The following is a 17898-nucleotide window of genomic DNA, read 5'->3' on the forward strand; positions in this document are numbered from 1 at the left end:
GGCACGTGTACGACGTGACGCGGCCGTTCTTCCTCTTCGCCGTCGCGACGGGTTGCCGGACTTCCTGGCGCGCGATCCGGCCTTCGCGGGGCCGCGAGCGCCTGCGCGGTGCCGGTGGCGCGGCTCAGGTCCATGTGCCCCGGTCGAGCCGGTGCCGCTCGGGCTGGTGGCAGAGCAGCACGTCGCCTCCCGCGGCGGCGAAAGCGGCGACGCGGGTCTTGCTGGCGAGGAAGGCGGGCGCGTCGTCGACGATTGCGCGCAGCGGCAGGGGCGGCAGGCGCGGGTCGGGCAGGGCGGAGCGGAGCCACTCGGTGTCGGCGGCGTAGAGCAGGCCGTCGCCGGCGAAGCGCAGGCCGACGTGGCCGGGCGCGTGGCCGGGCAGGGGGATGGCGAAGACGCTGCCGTCGCCGAAGACGTCGTGGCCGAGGCCGAGGCCGCCGGGCTGAGGCGCGGCGGGGGCGTCTTCGAAGCGGGCGGTGCGGGTGGCGAGGTCGGCGGGCAGCAGCTCGGGGAACAGCCCCTGCCGCATCGGATGGCGGGCGGCGAGGGCGGCCCCGGCATCGGCGGCGAGGTGGATGCGGGCGGCGGGGAAATCGGTCAGGCCGGAGACGTGGTCGGGGTGCAGGTGGGTCAGGATCACGGCCGCCACGTCGGCGGGCGCGAGGCGGTGGGCGGCGAGCACGTCCGCAACGCTCCCCCCGGCGACGAGGCTCGGGCGCAGCAGCTTGCCGTAGGCGCGCAGCCCCGCCGAGCGGCCGGGGGCGTGGAGCGCGTGGGCGCTGTAGCCGGTGTCGATCAGCACCGCCCCGAGGCGCGGGTGGCGCAGCAGGCCGAACCGGACCGGCAGGCGCAGCTTTCGCCAGGGGGCGGCGTGGCGCAGCATCCGCTCGTGGGCGGGGACGGTGGCGGTGACGTGAAAGCTCAGGTCCATGTGACGGTCTCGAGGCCCCGGGCGAAGGAAATCGTGGGGCGCCAGCGTGCAAGGGTCAGAACAGTCTCGCGGGCGCGGCGGAGCCGGGCCACCGCCTCGGCGGTGCGGGCGGCGGCGAGGTCGGCGGGATCGCGTCCGGTGGCGATCACCCGCCGCCCCTCCGCCCGCAGCGTTCGGGCCAGTGCGCCCCCGAGGAAGCCCGTGGCGCCGGTGACGAGGACGCGTTCCATCAAACCTCCAGCGCGATGCCGCCGAAGGAGACGCCGGCCGAGGTGCCGAGCAGCAGCAGCTTGTCGCCCCCTCGCACGCGCCCCTCGGCGCGGGCGAGCGCCAGCGTCACAGGGATCGAGGCGGCGATCTGGTTGCCGTACCCGGCGGCGATGTCGGCGATCTGGCCTGGCGCGAAGCCGCAGACCCGCGCGAGGTGCTTGAGCGCGCCGGGGCTGGCCTGGTGCGGGATCACCAGCGCGATGTCCTCGCGCCGCCAGCCGGCGCGGGCGAGCAGCGCGTCGAGGAAGTCGGCGAAGTGCGCGGCGGTGAGGCGGAACAGCACCTTGCCGTCCATCCCGAAGGTGGCGAGGCGGGCGTAGGAGCGCGCGGCGTCGACCTCCTCGGCGCGGTGCCGGGTGCCGCCCGCCTGAACCTGACAGGCTTCCCAGGCCGACGGATAGGTGCGCATCAGGCTCGCGAAGACCCGCCCCGGCGCCGCCTCGACGACGGCCGCGCCCGCGCCGTCGGAGAACAGCCCGGCGACCTCGGGCGCGTCCTGCCAGGGCAGGCCCCGCGAGGCGAGCTCGGCGCTGACCACGAGGGCGCGCCGGTGCCGTCCGGCGGCGAGCTGGAGCTGGGCGATGTCGAGCGCGGTGACGAAGGAAAGGCAGGTGGCGTTGACGTCGAAGGCGGCGGCGCGCCCGTCGGGGATGGCGAGGGCGCGCTGGAGCAGGGGCGCGGTCGAGGGGAGCGCCTGGTAGGGGATGGCGGCGCCGAACAGCAGCAGGTCGATGTCGTCCGGCCCGACTCCCGCCTCCGTCATGGCAGCGCGGGCGGCGGTGGTGGCGAGGGCGATCTGGTCCTCCTCGTCGGCGACGAAGCGGCGGCGCACGCCCGAGGCGCGCGCGAGCCAGCCCACCTCGCGCCCCGCCGCCGCGTCGAGCGCATCGGACTCCACCGCCCGTGCCGGCAGGGCGTGGCCCGTGCCGAGTAGCGCCAATCCCGTGGTCATCGCCGCGCCCGCTCCCCTTCTCCGTGTCCCGGGCTCATCCTTAGCCCGGTTCACGGTGGCGCGCCCGCAGAAATGCGCTCAGGCCTCGAGCGTGACCCGGCCGATCGGGTTGGAGCAGCAGGCGAGGATGTAGCCCGCCGCGATGTCGTCGTCGGTGATGCCGCCGTTGTGGACCATGTGGACCTGCCCCTCCGTCTTCCTCACCTTGCAGGTGCCGCAGACGCCGAAGGTGCAGCCCGACGGGATGAACAGCCCCGCCGAGCGGGCCGCGCCGAGCAAAGTCTCCGTCTCGGCGCACTCGACGGTGACGCCGGAGGCGGCGAACTCCACCTGCGCCTTCGCCGCCTCGTCGAGCGTGACGTCGTCGGGCACCGCGCCGGTCGCGCCGACGGGGGCGTGGAAGCTCTCCTGGTGGTAGCGGTCCATGTCGTAGCCGAGCCCGGCGAGCGCCTCGCGCACGCTGGTCATGAACGGCTCGGGGCCGCAGCAGAAGACCTCGCGGTCGAGGTAGTCGGGCGCGGCGAGGCCGAGCAGCAGCTGGTTCAGCCGTCCGCGATAGCCGCTCCACGGGTGGTAACGATCGGTATCGCTGACCACCCAGGCGAGCTCGATCCCCGGCATCCGCGACGCCATGTGCTCGAGCCGCTCGCGGAAGATGATCCCGGACGGCCGCCGCGCGCAGTTGATGAAAACGAGATCGGGCTCGCGTCCGGCATCGTACATCCACGTGGTCATGGACATCAGCGGTGTGATGCCCGAGCCGGCGGAGATGAACAGGTACTTCTCCGCCGGGTGGTTGAGGTGCGAGAAGCCGCCCCCCGGCCCGGCCGCCTTCAGCCGCATCCCCGGGCGCAGGTGGTCGAGCATCCAGCGGGTGCCGAGCGACCCGGCCTGCGCCTTGACGGTGATCGTCAGCGACGTGGGCCGCGAGGGCGACGAGGAGATCGTGTAGGTGCGCATCAGCGGCCCGCCCGGCACCGGCAGCTCCAGCGTCACGAACTGGCCCGGCTTGAAGCGGAACAGCGCGCCGGAGGGCGACTGGAAGGTGAAGGTCACCACCTCCGGCGCCTCGGGCAGCCGCGAGACGCACTCGAGCGCCTCGGTGTCGTCCCAGAAGGCGAGGGTCGGCGTCATCGCACCCATCGCCGCTACTCCGCCGCCAGCGCCGCGGGGGCGTGGCTGCGCTGCATTGTGCGCACGTACCAGTCGACGAACTGCTCCACCCCGTCCTCCTGCACCGGGCTGTAGGGGCCGGGCGCGTAGGCGGGGGAGTTGATGCCGAGCTGGTTGCCCTCGACGATGGCGCGGTCCTCGTCGTTGGTGGCGAGCCAGACCTCGGTGAGCCGGTCGAGATCGTAGTCGACGCCCTCGACGGCGTCCTTGTCGACGAGCCACCAGGTCGTCACCTCGGTCTGCTGCGGCCCGATCGGGGTGACGCGGAAGGTCAGGGAGATGTCGGGCAGGAAGTGGTTCCACGTCGAGGGGTAGTGGAAGGCGAGCAGCGAGCCCGCGTCGGCCAGCCCGACGCGGCCCAGCGGGCGGCGCACGGCGGGCTTGCCGTCCATCGTGTAGCTCACCGCCGGCGCCTGCAGCGGCATCCGCGCGAAGCGGTACTGCCCGGCGAACCCCGCCAGCCGGAACTGCGCCGGCGCGCCCGCCGCCTCGCAGCGGTCGAAATGGGCCTGCAGGCGCGGCGAGATCGAGCCGTCGGCGGAGACCCCCGCGACTTCCGGATCGAGCGGGAACGATCGGCAGAGCGCCGGGTGGGTGCCGCCGCAATGGTAGCACTCGCGGTTGTTCTCCCAGACCAGCTTCCAGTTGCCGTTCTCGACGATGGAGCTGGTGTGGGCGACCTTGGCGCGGCCGAGGTCGTGGACCTCGAGGTAGGGCCGGGCGAGGTCGGCGAAGGGGGCGAAATCGGGCGGCTCGCCGGCGAGGCAGATGTAGATCAGCCCGCAGAGCTCGCGGCTGTGGACCGGCTTGAGGCTCCAGGCGGCCGGGTCGAAGTCGGGCCCCATGTCGCGCGCCCAGATCAGCCGCCCGTCGAGCTCGTAGGTCCATTGGTGGTAGGGGCAGACGAGCTTGGCCACCTGCCCGGCGGCGTCCTTGCAGAGCACCGAGCCGCGGTGGCGGCAGGAATTGTGGAAGGCGCGGATCTCGCCGTCGGCGCCCTTGACGAGGATGACGTTGTAGGCCCCGATCTGCAGCCGCGCGTAGGCGCCGGGCTTGGCGAGCTGGCAGGCGGGCAGGGCGAAGAGCCAGTCGCGATAATGAATCGCCGCGAGGTCGGCCCGATAGATGTCGGGGTCGGTGTAGAAGGGCCGCTCGAGGGAGTGGCCGGGCGCGCGACGGGCCAGAAGTTCGGTGAGGGCGGTCATGGCGGAGCCTCCTGTGACGGCGCTGCAGGCATTAGCTGACCTGACCCATCGCGCCGTCGGAGGTTGCTCTCAATGGCAATAAATCTCATCCTGGCTTAGCTGAGTTCACCTGTTCCCGTTGCGACATCCACCGGAGCGAACGCGACCTCCATGCCCCGCCCCTACGACCTCCCCTCGCTCACGGCGCTCTCCTGCTTCGAGGCGGCGGCGCGCCATCTCGGCTTCAAGAGCGCGGCGCGCGAGCTCAACGTCACGCCCGCCGCGGTCAGCCACCAGATCAAGGCGCTGGAGGCCGACCTGGGCGTGCGCCTGTTCCGCCGCCAGCACCGGGGCGTCGAGCTGACGGAGACGGGGGCCTACCTGTTCGTGGCGCTGCAGCGCGGCTTCGAGGGCATCTCGGAGGCGGTGCGCGACGTGCGAGCGCCCGCGGAGGCGGAGGACGTGATCGTGCAGGCGACGACGGCGGTCAGCGCCTTCTGGCTGACGCCGCAGATCGCGCAGTTCTGGAAGAGCCACCCGGAGATCGTCGTCAGCCAGATCGTCAGCGACGCCGCCGCGCCGGCCGGCCGGGCCGACCTCGCGATTCATTACGGGCCTCCGCCCGCGGGCGAAGCGGGGGTGCGGCTGCTGTTTCACGACGAGATCGTCGCCGTCGCCGCGCCGGGCTTCGCGGCCGAGCACGGGGTGGCCGACCTCGCCGGCCTCGCGGCCGCCCCGCTGATCCACATGGCGGCCGAGGACACCGACTGGACCGGCTGGCCCGACTGGCTCGCCGCGCTGGGCGGTCCCGCGCCTTCGGGGCGGCGGATCGCCGTGAACAACCACATGATCGCGCTGCAACTCGCCCGCGACGGCGCGGGGGCGGTGCTCGGCTGGACCGGTCTGATCGGCCCGCTGTTGGAGGGCGGCGCGCTGGTGTCGCCGGTTCCCGAGCGCCTCGCCTCGCCCCACCCGTTCCACCTGCGCACCCACCCGCGCGCGTCCGCCAAGGCGCTGGCGTTCCGCGACTGGCTGGTGGCGGCGCAGGCGGAGGGCGGGCCGGGCTGAAGCCCGGCCTACGGGGGCCGGCGAAGGCGGCGGTCAGCCGCGGCGGGCGGCGTCGATGGCGGCGACGTCGATGCGGGTCATGGTCATCATCGCGGTGAAGGCCCGCTGCGCCTCCTCGCCGCCGGCGGCGAGCGCCTCGGTCAGGGTGCGCGGCGTGATCTGCCAGGACAGGCCCCACCTGTCGCGGCACCAGCCGCAGGCGCTCTCCGCGCCGCCGTTGCCGACGATCGCGTCCCAGTAGCGGTCGGTCTCCGCCTGGTCGTCGGTCGCGATCTGGAAGGAGAAGGCGTCGCTGTGGCGGTTGCCCGGCCCGCCGTTGAGCCCGAGGCAGGGGATGCCGGCGACGGTGAAGGTCACGGTCAGCACGTCGCCCGCCTTGCCCGACGGATAGTCGGTCGGCGCGCGCGCGACGGACTGGACGGCACTGTCGGGGAAGGTGTCGGCGTAGAAGCGCGCGGCCGCCTCGGCGTCGCGGTCGAACCACAGGCAGACGGTGTTCTTCGAAATGGTCATGGGATCGCTCCTCCACGAAGGCCGGCGCCGGGCCGACCGGGACCAGCAAAGCGCAGCGGCGGAGCCGGGGCAAGCGAGCGTCGTCAAGGGAGGGGGGAAGTGGCAGCCCGTAGGGGAATCGAACCCCTCTTTCCAGGTTGAAAACCTGGCGTCCTAACCGATAGACGAACGGGCCACTCTGTGTGCGGGCTGACTACCCAAGCCGCTCAGGCGGTGCAAGAGGATTTTCGCGAAATCCTGCCGCGATTTCCGCCACGTCGCCCGGGCCGGGCGCGGGATCAGGCCGGGGCGGCGTCCTCGAGCTTGACCTGCACCCGCTGGCGGCCCTGCCAGACGTTGATCTCGAGCCGGCCGGCGAGGTGGAAGCGGGCGCCGCCGTGCTGCACGAGGCACTGGCCCATCGGACCTTCGAGCGCGTTGAAGGCGATGGCGTCGATGCCGCCGCCGAAGCCGTCGTCGAAGCGCACCTTGAGGTGGCCGGTCCCGACCTCGCGCGCCTGGGTGATGCGCACGCCGGGGAAGGCGAAGCGCGGCGCGGGGGCGCCCTGGCCGAAGGGGCCGCAGCGCTCAAGCGATTCGCAGAGTTCGACGGTGGCGGCGCCCGGCATCAGCAGCCCGTCGAGGCGCAGGTCGGCCGGCCCCAGCCGGCCCGCCCCCTGCCGCGCGAGCAACTCCGACAGCCGCGTCATCGCCGGCTCGAGCCGGTCGCGGGCGACGGTGAGACCGGCCGCCATGCGGTGTCCGCCGCCCTTGAGCAGCAGCCCCTCGCCGGCGACCTTGTGGATCGCCGCCCCGAGGTCGATGCCGCCGACGGAGCGGCCGGAGCCCTTGCCCTCGTCGCCGTCGAGGCCGATCACCACCGCCGGGCGGCCCGTGGCCTCCTTCAGCCGCGCCGCGACGATGCCGACGACGCCGGGATGCCAGCCCTCGCCGGCGGCCCAGACGAGCGGCCCGTCGAGCCCGCGGCCCTCCGCCTGCTCGAGCGCCGCGTCGCGCACCGCGGCCTCGATCTCGCGCCGCTCGGTGTTGAGCGCGTCGAGCCGCTGGGCGAGGGCGGCGGCCTCGTGCGGGTCGTCCGTCGCCAGCAGCCGCGCGCCGAGATCGGCCGCGCCGATCCGCCCGCCGGCGTTGACGCGCGGGCCGAAGACGTAGCCGAGGGTGTAGGAGGTCGGCGCGGTGTCGAGCCGCGCGACGTCGGCGAGCGCCACGAGTCCCGGCCGGCGGCGCTGCGCCATCACCGCGAGGCCCTGGCGCACCAGCGCCCGGTTGACCCCGATCAGCGGCGCCACGTCGGCGACGGTGGCGAGAGCGACGAGGTCGAGGAACTCGAGCAGGTTCGGCCCCTTGGCGCCTTGCTCGCGCAGCTGCCGGCCGGCCTCCACGAGCATGAGGAACACGACCGCCGCCGCGCACAGATGGCCGAGCGCGCCGTCCTCGTCCTGCCGGTTCGGGTTCACCACCGCGAGGGCCGCGGGCAGGGTCTCGCCGCCGAGGTGGTGGTCGAGGATGACCACGTCGGCACCCTCCGCCGCGGCGACGGGCTCGTGGCTGAGCGTGCCGCAATCGACGCAGACGATGAGGTCGTGCTCGCGCGCGAGCGCCCGCATCGCCGGCACGTTGGGGCCGTAGCCCTCGTCGATGCGGTCGGGAATGTAGAGCGTCGCCCTGCGCCCCATCGCGCGCAGCCAGGTGAGCAGCAACGCGGCGGAGGCGCCGCCGTCGACGTCGTAGTCGGCGAAGATCGCGATTCGCTCGTTGCGCGCGACGGCCTGCAGGAAGCGGGCGGCGGCGGCGTGCATGTCGCGCAGCGTGAGCGGATCGGGCAGCAGGTCGCGCAGGGCGGGGCTGAGGTAGGCGGTGGCGGTCTCGGGCGCGACGTTGAGCCGGACGAGCACCCGCGCGACCGGGTCGGCGAGGCCGGTCGCCTGCACCAGCGCCTCGGTGAGCCGGTCGGCCCCCGGCGCGGGTCCGACCCAGCGGCGTCCGGTGACGGAGGTGGCGACGGAGAGGAACGCCTCGGCGGCGTCCGGCGCGATATCTTGTAGCAGGCCCATGCAGCCATACTAGGGCAGGGCGGCGGCGCGGGGAAGCCGGTCGTGGCGGTCGTGGCGTCGCAGGGGGCGTTCTTCGCCGGTGCGGTCGGGGGGGTGGGCCGGGCTGAAGCCCGGCCTACGGGTCTCAGGGCTGGATCGGTCGCATGACCTCGGGGACCTCGACGCGCACGTCGGAAAGCGCTTTCACCAGCGGCTCGGCGCTCTGCTCGAGGAGGGAGAAGGTCTGGAAGTGGCAGGGGATCACCAGCTTGAAGTCGAAGAACTTGCGGGCCGCGAAGGCCGCGCCCGCCATGTCCATGGTGAAGTGGCCGCCGGCGCACAGGATGCCGATGTCGGGGGCGTAGCGCTCGGCGATCAGGGCCATGTCGCTCATCACGTCGGTGTCGCCCGAGACGTAGATCGAACGCCCCTCGCCGCGGATCACGAAGCCGCACTCGGAGCCCGCCGCCGGCGGATCGTCGAGGAAGTCGAGCGACGACGAGTGCCGCGCGTGCACCATGCTCACCGCGACGTCGCCGAGCTGCAGCGTGCCGCCCTTGCCGAAGCCCTTCGCGGCGACGCCCTCCGGCCCGAGCCACAGCTCCGCGAGCTCGAAGCAGCAGCAGACCGGCGCGCCGGTCTCCTGCGCGATGTCGACCACCTCGCTGGCATGGTCGCCGTGGCCGTGGGTGAGCAGGATGTGCGTCGCCCCGGCCAGCGCCTCGGCGCGGCTGGCGTCGGGGAAGGCCGGGTTGCCGACGAGCCACGGGTCGACCAGCAGCACCTGGTCGCCGATCTCGATCCGGAAACTCGCATGTCCGAGCCAGGTGATATTCATCGCAAACCTCCCTACTGTCGCCTGCAGACTATCCCCGCACGGGAGGCGGACAAGCATGGATTGGACGGCCGCGGTCGACGGCTATTGCGAGCGGCTCGGCCCCGGCCTCTGGGCCGAGCCGATCAACGCGCTGAGCAACCTCGCCTTCCTGGTCGCGGCGCTGATCTGCTGGCGGCGCGCGGCTGACACGACGGGGCGGGTGCTTGCCGTGGCGCTGGCGGCGATCGGCCTGGCGAGCGGGCTGTTCCACACCCATGCCGTCGCCTGGGCCGGGGCGGCCGACTCGCTGGCCATCGCGGTCTTCACGGTGCTCTACCTGTTCGTCGCGGTGCGCGACTTCCTGCGGATCGGCGGCGCGGGCGCGGTCGCGCTGACGGGGCTGTTCCTGCTCGCCACCTCCCTCGCCACGGCGCTGCTCGGCGCGCTGCTGCCGCTCGGGGCCAACGCCGCCTACATCGCCATCGCGCTGCTGATCGCGGGGTTCGGGCTGGCGCTGCTGCCGCGGCCGGGGCGGGGGCTGCTGGCGGCGGCGACGCTGCTGGGGCTGTCGATCACCGCGCGGATGCTCGACATGCCGCTCTGCGACCGGCTGCCGTCGGGCACGCACTGGATCTGGCACGGCCTCAACGCCGTCGTGCTGGGCGGCGTGATCGAGGTGCGCCGCCGCTACCTTGCAGGCTCCACGGCAGGGCGCTAAACGCGCCCGGCAGGTTCACCACAGGAGGCTCAGGCGATGTCCATCGACACCGAGACCGCCCGCAAGGTCGCCCACCTCGCCCGGATCCGGGTCGAGGACGATGCGCTGCCGGCGCTGGCGCGGGAATTCAACGACATCCTCGGTTTCATCGAGCAGCTCCAGGAAGTCGACGTCGAGGGCGTCGAGCCGATGGTGTCGGTCACGCCGATGCGCCTGAAGCGGCGCGAGGACGTGGTGACCGATGGCGACCAGCAGGCGCGCGTGCTCGCCAACGCGCCCGACGCCCGCGAGGGCTTCTTTGCCGTGCCGAAGGTGGTGGAATGAGTCTGACCGAGATGAAGATCGCCGAGGCGCGCGACGCGCTGAGGAAGGGCGAGGTGACGAGCCTCGAGCTGACCGAGGCCTGCCTGGCCGAGATCGAAGCCGCCGACGCGCTCAATGCGTTCGTCCACAAGACTCCGGAGCTCGCCCGCGAGCGCGCCGCCGCCGCCGACGCGCGGCTGAAGGCGGGAGATGCGCCCGACCTCTGCGGCGTGCCGCTGGGCATCAAGGACCTGTTCTGCACCGAGGGCGTCGCCAGCCAGGCCGCGAGCCGCATCCTCGACGGCTTCCGCCCCGAGTACGAATCCACCGTCTCGGCACAGCTGCGCGACGCCGGCGCGGTGATGCTGGGCAAGCTCAACATGGACGAGTTCGCGATGGGCTCCTCCAACGAGACCTCGACCTACGGCGACGCGGTCAACCCGTGGCGGCGCGAGGGCGACGAGGCCAGGCTGACGCCGGGCGGCTCTTCGGGCGGCTCCGCGGCCGCCGTGGCGGCCGGCCTCTGCCTCGGCGCGACGGGCACCGACACCGGCGGCTCGATCCGCCAGCCCGCCGCCTTCACCGGGATCACCGGCCTCAAGCCGACCTACGGGCGCTGCTCGCGCTGGGGCATCATCGCCTTCGCCTCCTCGCTCGACCAGGCCGGCCCGATGGCCCGCGACGTGCGCGACTGCGCGATCATGCTCTCGGCGATGTCCGGCCACGATTCCAGGGATTCCACCTCCGCCGACCTGCCCGTGCCCGACTTCGAGGCCATGCTGACCGGCGACATCCGCGGCAAGACCATCGGCATCCCGCGCGAGTACCGCATGGAGGGGATGCCCGGAGAGATCGAGGCGCTCTGGGCCGAAGGCCGCGCGATGCTCGAGGACGCCGGCGCCAAGGTGGTCGACATCTCGCTGCCCCACACCAAGTACGCGCTGCCGGCCTACTACGTCATCGCTCCCGCCGAGGCTTCGTCCAACCTCGCCCGCTACGACGGCGTCCGCTTCGGACACCGCGCCCGGCTCGCCCAGGGCGACGGCATCACCGACATGTACGAGAAGACCCGCGCCGAGGGCTTCGGCCCCGAGGTGCAGCGCCGGGTGATGGTCGGCACCTACGTGCTGTCGGCGGGCTTCTACGACGCCTACTACAACCGCGCCCGCAAGGTGCGCGCGCTCATCAAGAAGGACTTCGACGACGTCTTCGCCGACGGCGTCGACGCGATCCTGACCCCGGCGACTCCGTCGGCGGCCTTCGGGCTGGGCGAGATGAGCGACGCCGACCCGGTGCAGATGTACCTCAACGACGTGTTTACCGTGACCGTCAACCTCGCGGGCCTGCCCGGCATCGCGGTGCCCACCGGCCTCGACCGCGCCGGGCTGCCGCTCGGGCTGCAGCTGATCGGGCGGCCGTGGGAGGAGGGCGACCTGCTCAACACCGCCTACGCGCTCGAGCGCGCCGCCAACTTCACCTCCCGGCCCGGGAAGTGGTGGTAGGGGTCCGGCCGGGCTGAGGCGCGCGCGGCGATGCGCCACGCCGGCGCCCTCTGGCAGCCGTCCCCCAACTTCGGCGCCCGCAGGGGCGGCGCGGTGCCCGATCTCGTGGTGCTGCACTATACCGCGATGGAGAGCTGCGCGGCGGCGCTCGAGCGGCTGTGCGCGGCCGAGCACGAGGTCTCGGCGCACTACCTGATCGCCGCCGACGGCACCCTGGTCCAGCTCGTCGACGAGACCGACCGCGCCTGGCACGCGGGCGCGGGCGCGTGGGGGGCGGTCGACGACGTCAATTCCCGCTCGATCGGAATCGAGCTCGACAACCGGGGCGACGACCCGTTCCCCGAGCCCCAGCTCGCCCGGCTCGAGGCGCTGCTCGCCGACCTGCTGGCGCGCCACCGGATCCCGCCCGAGCGGGTCATCGGCCATTCCGACATGGCGCCGGGGCGCAAGCACGATCCGGGCCCGCGCTTCCCCTGGCGCCGCCTCGCGCGCGCCGGCCTCTCGGTCTGGCCCGACGCCGACCCGGGCCCGGACCGCGCGGCCGCGCCCGACCGGGTGCGCCTCGCCGCCGCGCTCGCCGCGTTCGGCTACCGCGGCGAGCTCGCGCCCATGCTCGACGCCTTCCACCTGCGCTTCCGACCCCACGCAGGTGCTCCCGATGCCACCGACCTCGCCATGGCCGAAGCGCTCGCCGCGCGCTGGCCGGTGCGCCCCGCCTGACTTCATCTGGCCGCAAATATGCCCGCCGGAGGCGGTCCGCGATTGACCGCCCGCGCGCCGCCGCCTAAGGGGCGCGGGCGCGGATGGCTGGATGACCGCGGGCTTCGGCCCGAGGAAAGTCCGGACTCCGGCAGGCACGGTGCCGGGTAACGCCCGGCGGGGGCGACCCCAGGGACAGCGCCACAGAGAACAGACCGCCCCGCATGCGGGGTAAGGGTGAAACGGTGGGGTAAGAGCCCACCGGGGACCGGGCAACCGGGCCCGCATGGCAAGCCCCACCGGGAGCAATGCCGAATAGGGGCCTCGCGCGGGGAAACCCGCAGGGACGCCTGCACCCGAGAGGCCCGGGTTGGCAGCTGGAGGCGCGTCGGCAACGGCGCGTCGAGAGGAATGGTCATCCATCCGGGGGCGACCCCGGGGGACAGAATCCGGCTTACAGGCCGTCCGCGCACTTCCGCCGCCCGGGGCGGCGAATCCGGTTGACAGGACGCCCCGTCGCTATAGAAGGCGGGCTTCAACGGATTTTCACGTGGGCCGACGCCCGCGGGACGAGGAGCACCAGATGGCGAAGCCCACCACGATCAAGATCCGCCTGAACTCCACTGCGGGGACCGGGCACTTCTACGTCACGAAGAAGAACGCGCGCACGATGACCGAGAAGATGGCCGTCAAGAAGTACGACCCGGTCGCGCGCAAGCACGTCGAGTACAAGGAAGGCAAGATCAAGTAGGATCGCCTTCATCGACGACGGATCGCAGGCCGCACCCGCACCGGGCGCGGCCTTTTCCGTTCCTGCGGACCGGCTAGCCGCCGGTCCCGCCCCGGCCGGCGTCGGCGAATTCGATGAGGTCCCAGCGGTTGCCCCAGGGGTCGCGCCAGACGGCGACCCGCCCGTAGGGCTCGCTGCGCGGCGGGCCCTCGAAGGGGATGCCGACGCTTTGCATGTGCCGGTGGTCGGCGTCGAAGTCTGTCGTCTCGAGGAACAGCCAGACACGGCCGCCGCCCTGCGCGCCCACCGCCGCGCCCTGCTCCGCGCCGACGGCCCGCGCGAGCAGGATCTCGGTCTCCGCACCCTTCGGCGCGATGCGCACCCAGCGTTTGCCGCCCCCGAGGTCGGTGTCCTCGCGACACTCGAAGCCGATCTGCAGGAAGAAGGCGAGCGCCTCGTCGTAGTCGGGGACGAGCAGGGAGAAGAGGGCGATGCGGGTGGGCATAAGCCAAGTCCGGCTCAGGCCGCGTGGAGGTCGAAGATCGCGCGTGCCGGATCGGCGGCGTAGCGGGCGCGGTGGGCGAGGGCCGCGTCGGGCAGGGCGGTGAGCGCGGCGAGGGTCGCGGCGACCTCCGTCTCCTCCATCATCGGCGACAGGTTGCAGCGCACGAAGCCCGGCTTGGCCAGCTGCTCGCCCGCCAGGATGCGCGCCCGGAGCGCCTCGGAGGTGGCCGTGTCGATGCCGAGCAGGCGGTGGACGTAGGGCCCCGCGCAGGCGCAGCCGCCCCGGGCCTGCACCCCGAACAGGTCCGACAGCATCCGCGTCGCGAGCTGCTGGTGCAGCGGGGTGCCGTCGGCGGCGGTGACCTGCAGCGCGAAGACCGGCAGCCGGGGCCGGTCCGGGTCGCCCAGCAGCCGCAGCCCCGGCGCGCCCACGAGCGCCGCGAGGCCACGCCGGGCGAGGTCGGTCTCGGTCTCGAGCATCCCGAGCCGCGCCATCGCGCCCTTGACCGCGAAGGCCAGTGCGGCGCGCAGATCGCCCAGCACGTTCGGCGTGCCGGCCTCCTCGCGGGCCTCGAGGTCGGCAACGTAATCGTGCCCCGTCGGCCCGACGAAGCGCACCGTGCCGCCGCCGGGCGCGGTCGGGCGGGTGCTGGCGGTGGCGTCGCGGCGCAGCACGAGCACCCCCGACGCGCCCGGCCCACCCGCGAACTTGTGAGGCGACAGCACCATCGCGTCGGCCTCCGCGCCGCCGGGGTTCATGGTCAGCGGCAGGTAGGGCGCGCCGCAGGCCATGTCCCAGACCATCAGCCCGCCGCCGCGCTTCACCGCCCGCGTCAGCGCCGCCACGTCGGCGAGCGCGCCGGTGACGTTGGACGCCCCCGACAGCGCCACCACCGCCAGCGCGTCGTCGGCGCGGGCGCGGGCCAGCTCGGCGTCGAGCGCGGCGCGGCAGGGGCCGGCCTCGCCCTCGGGCAGCTCGATCACCTCCGCGCCGCTCTCGCGCCAGGGCAGGATGTTGGAATGGTGCTCCCACGGCCCGATCAGCACCCGCACCGCCCGGCCCGCCGCACGCGCCGCGCGCAGGCCGAGCAGGTCGACGAGCTTGTTGAGCCCCGCCGTCGCGCCGCTGCCGCAGAAGATCACCGCGTGCTCCGCCCCCGCGCCGCAGCCCGCCGCCACCCGCGCCCGCGCGGCGCGGCGCAGGCGGGTCATCCGCGCGCCGCAATGGGAGGCCTCGGTGTGGCTGTTGGCGTAGTAGGGCAGCACCTCCTCCTGCAGCAGCGCCTCGACCTGCCGCAGCGCCCGGCCCGAGGCGGTGTCGTCGGCGTAGATCAGCGGCCGCGGACCGAGCGGCCCCTCAACCGTGGCGCCGCGGCCGAACTGGCCGGCCCTGAGTGCGGCGGCGCCCCCGGTGACGAGGGCGGTCTCGAAGCTGTGGAATAGATCGGTCACGGCGCTGGCTCCTCCTGTCCTGGCTCGCGCCGACCATCCGACGCCGTTCATCGTTCAGGATAGAGCGAAGTGATCTGGTGTGATGGCTCCGATTGGGTCAGTATGCGCCATTATGAGCATCCAGACCGATCAGATAGACCGCGCCCTCCTCGACCTGCTCCAACGCGAGGGCAACCTCTCCCAGCGCGAACTCGCCGCCCGGGTCGGCCTGTCGCAAAACGCCTGCTGGCGGCGGCTGAAGCGGCTCGAGGAGGCCGGCGCACTGCGCGGGCGGCGGGCGGACATCGACGCCGCCGCGCTGGGGCTCGGGCTGACGGTGTTCGTGATGATCCGCACCCGCCACCACGCCTCCGACTGGGCGCGCAGCTTCCGCGCCCACGTGGAGGCGCTGCCCGAGGTGGTCGACTTCCACCGCATCGGCGGCCACTGGGACTACATGATCAAGGCGATCTGCACCGACATGGCCGGCTACGACCGCTTCTACCAGGCGCTGATCCGGGGCTTCGACATCGAGGCCGTCACCGGCCACTTCGCGATGGAGGCGATGCTCGAGAACCGCCCCCTCGCGCTGCGCTCCGTGCTGCGCTGACGGTCGTCGCCTTCAGCAGTTCGGCACGTTGACGGCCAGCCCGCCGAGCGCCGTCTCCTTGTACTTCTCGCTCATGTCGGCCCCGGTCTGGCGCATCGTCTCGATGGCGGCGTCGAGCGGGACGAGGTGCGTGCCGTCGCCGCGCAGCGACAGGGAGGCGGCGGAGACGGCCTTGATCGCGCCGAGGCCGTTGCGCTCGATGCAGGGGACCTGGACGAGGCCGCGCACCGGGTCGCAGGTCATGCCGAGGTGATGCTCGAGCGCGATCTCGGCGGCGTTCTCGATCTGCTCGGGGCTGCCACCGAGCACCGCGCAGAGTCCCGCCGCCGCCATCGCCGAGGCCGAGCCGACCTCGGCCTGGCAGCCGCACTCCGCGCCCGAGATCGAGGCGTTGTACTTGATCAGCCCGCCGATCGCGGCGGCGGTGAGCAGGAACTCGGGCACCCGCGCCACGCTCGCGCCGGGCACGTGGTCGAGCCAGTAGCGGATCACGGCGGGCACCACGCCGGCGGCGCCGTTGGTCGGCGCGGTGACGACCTGCCCGCCGGCGGCGTTCTCCTCGTTGACCGCCATCGCGTAGGCCGACATCCAGTCGTTGATCGTGTGCGGCGGCGCGAGGTTCGTGCCGCGCTCGGCGACAAGGCTGTCGCGGATCGCCCCGGCGCGGCGGCGGACGTCGAGCCCGCCCGGCAGGGTGCCATGCGCCGCGAGACCGCGGTCGATGCAGGCGGACATGACTTCCCAGACCCGCTTCAGCCCCGCGTCGAGATCGCCGCCGCTGCGCCGCGCGAGCTCGTTGGCACGCTTCATCGCGGCGATGCTCTTGCCGCTGTCGCCGGCCATCCGCAGCATCTCGGCGGCGCTGGAAAAGGGGTAGGGGACGGGCGGACCGGTGTCGCTGTCCTTGCCGGCGGCCAGCTCGTCCTCGGTCAGCACGAAGCCGCCGCCGACGCTGTAATAGGTGACCTGCACCACCTCGTCGCCCTGCGCGTCGCGCGCGCGCAGGATCAGCCCGTTGGCATGGCCCGACAGCGGCGGGCCGAAATCGAACTGCAGGTCGGCCTCGGGATCGAAGGCGAGCGTGCCAAGCCCCTCGGGCGTCACGGTCTTCTCTTGCCGGATGCGCGCCAGCTCGGCCTCGGCGCGCTCGGCGTCGTAGCGCTCGGGCACGAAGCCGGCGAGGCCGAGGATCACCGCGCGGTCGCTGGCATGGCCGACGCCGGTGAAGGCGAGCGAGCCGTGCAGCGACGCCCGCAGTCCGGCCACCCCGAAGGGCTGCGCGCGCAGGTGGTCGAGGAACCGCGCCGCCGCCACCATCGGCCCCATCGTGTGCGAGGAGGACGGGCCGACGCCGACCTTGAACATGTCGAAGACAGACAGAAACATGGGCGCTCCAGAAGATTGCGCCGCCATCCTGCCCGCAGCCGGGCCCGCGTCACCACCCGAAAGCGACCCATTCCGCCGCGTCAGCGCGGACCCGAACGGCCGGCCGTGCATATTTGCGGTCAGATGAAGCGATGGCGCGCGCCCCTTCATCTGGCTCCAAATATGCATGGCCGGCCGCCATCGTCGGGCGCGATGCCGGGGTGGCGCGGGCGGACTCGCGCGGGCGCGCGAATGCTTCTATAAGGCGCGCGAACGCTGTGAGGAGCCGCTGCCATGTCCGCCGATCTGTCGCCCATCGACAAGGCCAAGTTCGCCGCCGCCCGGCGCGCCACCGACTACGTCGAGGACGGGATGCGCGTCGGCCTCGGGACCGGCTCGACGGCGGCGTGGCTGGTGAAGTGCCTCGGCGAGATGGTGCGCGAGGACGGGCTGCGCCTGACCGGCGTGCCGACCTCGAGCCGCACCGCAGCGCTGGCGCGCGAGGTGGGGATCAAGGTGGTCTCGCTCGACGAGGCCAGGTGGCTGGACCTGACCATCGACGGGGCCGACGAGTACGATTCCAACCTCAACCTCATAAAGGGCGGCGGCGGCGCGCTGCTGCAGGAGAAGATCGTCGCCACCGCCTCCGACCAGATGGTGGTGATCGCCGACATCTCCAAGCAGGTGGACACGCTCGGGGCGTTCCCGCTGCCCGTCGAGGTGATCCCCTTCGGCTGGCAGACGACGAAGGTGCTGATCGAGGAGACGCTGATCGGCCTCGACGTGCTCGGCCGCGACACCTCGCTGCGGCTCAACGGCGAGCGGCCCTACGTCACCGACGAGGGCAACTACATCCTCGACCTCCACCTCAACCGGATCGGCAATGCCCGCCAGCTGTCGCTGGTGCTCAACCAGATTCCCGGGGTGGTGGAGAACGGCCTGTTCATCGACGTCTGCGACGCGGTGGTGATCGGCTACGGCGACGGCCGGGTCGAGGTGCGCGACATCAACGAGGGCACCGTCGAGGAGAGCCGCATCGACTTCCTCGAGACGGAGAACCTGTTCACCGACCTGGCCGACTGAGGCGGGGGCGGG

General features: G+C 73.0%; 19 protein-coding genes, 1 tRNA gene and 1 other RNA gene. 9 read left to right on the forward strand and 12 right to left on the reverse strand.

What is annotated here, in order from left to right:
- Positions 1-124: 124 nt before the first annotated feature.
- The 5 genes from OG2516_RS15225 to OG2516_RS15245 all read right to left on the reverse strand — a co-directional run bounded on the left by OG2516_RS15225 (position 125) and on the right by OG2516_RS15245 (position 4531).
- Positions 125-931, reverse strand: a complete 807-nt coding sequence (locus tag OG2516_RS15225) for an MBL fold metallo-hydrolase (protein WP_007256604.1) — start codon at positions 929-931, stop codon at positions 125-127.
- On the reverse strand, positions 922-1161 hold the full coding sequence (locus OG2516_RS15230) for an NAD-dependent epimerase/dehydratase family protein (RefSeq protein ID WP_007256605.1): 240 nt from the start codon (positions 1159-1161) through the stop codon (positions 922-924). Before OG2516_RS15230 ends, OG2516_RS15225 begins: the two co-directional genes overlap by 10 nt.
- Complete coding sequence (locus OG2516_RS15235; RefSeq protein WP_007256606.1) at positions 1161-2153, reverse strand: 3-oxoacyl-[acyl-carrier-protein] synthase III C-terminal domain-containing protein; 993 nt, start codon at positions 2151-2153, stop codon at positions 1161-1163. The genes OG2516_RS15230 and OG2516_RS15235 overlap by 1 nt, the downstream gene beginning before the upstream one ends.
- 78 nt (positions 2154-2231) lie before the next feature.
- Complete coding sequence (locus OG2516_RS15240; RefSeq protein ID WP_007256607.1) at positions 2232-3296, reverse strand: FAD-binding oxidoreductase; 1065 nt, start codon at positions 3294-3296, stop codon at positions 2232-2234.
- 5 nt (positions 3297-3301) lie between these two features.
- Positions 3302-4531, reverse strand: a complete 1230-nt coding sequence (locus OG2516_RS15245) for an aromatic ring-hydroxylating oxygenase subunit alpha (protein WP_007256608.1) — start codon at positions 4529-4531, stop codon at positions 3302-3304.
- A gap of 150 nt (positions 4532-4681) precedes the next feature.
- On the opposite strand from OG2516_RS15245, the gene OG2516_RS15250 reads away from it, so the two are divergent.
- Entirely contained in the window at positions 4682-5578 is an 897-nt protein-coding gene (locus OG2516_RS15250; protein ID WP_007256609.1) for a LysR substrate-binding domain-containing protein, read from the forward strand.
- Between the two features lie 33 nt (positions 5579-5611).
- On the opposite strand, the gene OG2516_RS15255 is transcribed toward OG2516_RS15250, so the two are convergent.
- The 4 genes from OG2516_RS15255 to OG2516_RS15270 form a co-directional block, all read right to left on the reverse strand.
- Entirely contained in the window at positions 5612-6091 is a 480-nt protein-coding gene (locus OG2516_RS15255) for a VOC family protein (RefSeq protein ID WP_007256610.1), read from the reverse strand.
- 100 nt (positions 6092-6191) lie between these two features.
- Positions 6192-6266: transfer RNA gene (locus OG2516_RS15260), tRNA-Glu, on the reverse strand.
- Positions 6267-6369: 103 nt separating this feature from the next.
- Positions 6370-8145, reverse strand: a complete 1776-nt coding sequence (recJ, locus tag OG2516_RS15265; RefSeq protein WP_007256611.1) for a single-stranded-DNA-specific exonuclease RecJ — start codon at positions 8143-8145, stop codon at positions 6370-6372.
- A 124-nt stretch (positions 8146-8269) separates the two neighbouring features.
- Positions 8270-8962 (reverse strand): metal-dependent hydrolase, encoded by a 693-nt coding sequence (locus OG2516_RS15270; protein WP_007256612.1) that lies wholly within the window; start codon positions 8960-8962, stop codon positions 8270-8272.
- Between the two features lie 55 nt (positions 8963-9017).
- Between OG2516_RS15270 and OG2516_RS15275 the strand changes: the two genes are divergently transcribed.
- The 6 genes from OG2516_RS15275 (at position 9018) to rpmG (ending at position 12914) form a co-directional block, all read left to right on the forward strand.
- Positions 9018-9659: a ceramidase domain-containing protein gene (locus tag OG2516_RS15275; RefSeq protein ID WP_007256613.1), complete on the forward strand. Its 642-nt coding sequence runs from the start codon at positions 9018-9020 to the stop codon at positions 9657-9659.
- Positions 9660-9695: 36 nt separating this feature from the next.
- Complete coding sequence (gene gatC / locus OG2516_RS15280) at positions 9696-9983, forward strand: Asp-tRNA(Asn)/Glu-tRNA(Gln) amidotransferase subunit GatC (RefSeq protein ID WP_007256614.1); 288 nt, start codon at positions 9696-9698, stop codon at positions 9981-9983.
- Positions 9980-11464 carry an Asp-tRNA(Asn)/Glu-tRNA(Gln) amidotransferase subunit GatA gene (gatA, locus tag OG2516_RS15285; RefSeq protein ID WP_040615926.1) on the forward strand — a complete coding sequence of 495 codons (1485 nt, stop codon included), beginning with the start codon at positions 9980-9982 and terminating at the stop codon, positions 11462-11464. The genes gatC and gatA overlap by 4 nt, the downstream gene beginning before the upstream one ends.
- 30 nt (positions 11465-11494) lie before the next feature.
- Positions 11495-12184, forward strand: a complete 690-nt coding sequence (locus OG2516_RS15290) for an N-acetylmuramoyl-L-alanine amidase (protein WP_007256616.1) — start codon at positions 11495-11497, stop codon at positions 12182-12184.
- A gap of 79 nt (positions 12185-12263) precedes the next feature.
- An RNA gene (gene rnpB / locus OG2516_RS19125) (RNase P RNA component class A) lies at positions 12264-12636 on the forward strand.
- Between the two features lie 110 nt (positions 12637-12746).
- Positions 12747-12914, forward strand: coding sequence for a 50S ribosomal protein L33 (gene rpmG, locus OG2516_RS15295; protein ID WP_007256617.1), 168 nt, complete (start codon positions 12747-12749; stop codon positions 12912-12914).
- Positions 12915-12987: 73 nt separating this feature from the next.
- On the opposite strand, the gene OG2516_RS15300 is transcribed toward rpmG, so the two are convergent.
- Positions 12988-13398, reverse strand: coding sequence for a VOC family protein (locus OG2516_RS15300; RefSeq protein ID WP_007256618.1), 411 nt, complete (start codon positions 13396-13398; stop codon positions 12988-12990).
- 14 nt (positions 13399-13412) lie between these two features.
- Positions 13413-14849, reverse strand: a complete 1437-nt coding sequence (locus OG2516_RS15305; protein WP_007256619.1) for an aminotransferase class V-fold PLP-dependent enzyme — start codon at positions 14847-14849, stop codon at positions 13413-13415.
- Between the two features lie 112 nt (positions 14850-14961).
- Between OG2516_RS15305 and OG2516_RS15310 the strand changes: the two genes are divergently transcribed.
- Complete coding sequence (locus OG2516_RS15310; RefSeq protein WP_007256620.1) at positions 14962-15438, forward strand: Lrp/AsnC family transcriptional regulator; 477 nt, start codon at positions 14962-14964, stop codon at positions 15436-15438.
- Positions 15439-15450: 12 nt separating this feature from the next.
- Here the strand turns inward: OG2516_RS15310 and OG2516_RS15315 are convergent, their stop codons facing one another.
- The gene (locus tag OG2516_RS15315; RefSeq protein ID WP_007256621.1) at positions 15451-16824 is read right to left on the reverse strand and encodes an L-serine ammonia-lyase; all 1374 of its coding nucleotides are present in this window, start codon (positions 16822-16824) and stop codon (positions 15451-15453) included.
- 273 nt (positions 16825-17097) lie between these two features.
- Between OG2516_RS15315 and rpiA the strand changes: the two genes are divergently transcribed.
- On the forward strand, positions 17098-17886 hold the full coding sequence (gene rpiA / locus OG2516_RS15320) for a ribose-5-phosphate isomerase RpiA (RefSeq protein ID WP_007256622.1): 789 nt from the start codon (positions 17098-17100) through the stop codon (positions 17884-17886).
- Positions 17887-17898 lie beyond the last annotated feature (12 nt).

It is taken from the genome of Oceanicola granulosus HTCC2516 (assembly GCF_000153305.1).
In the GTDB taxonomy this organism is placed as follows: domain Bacteria; phylum Pseudomonadota; class Alphaproteobacteria; order Rhodobacterales; family Rhodobacteraceae; genus Oceanicola; species Oceanicola granulosus.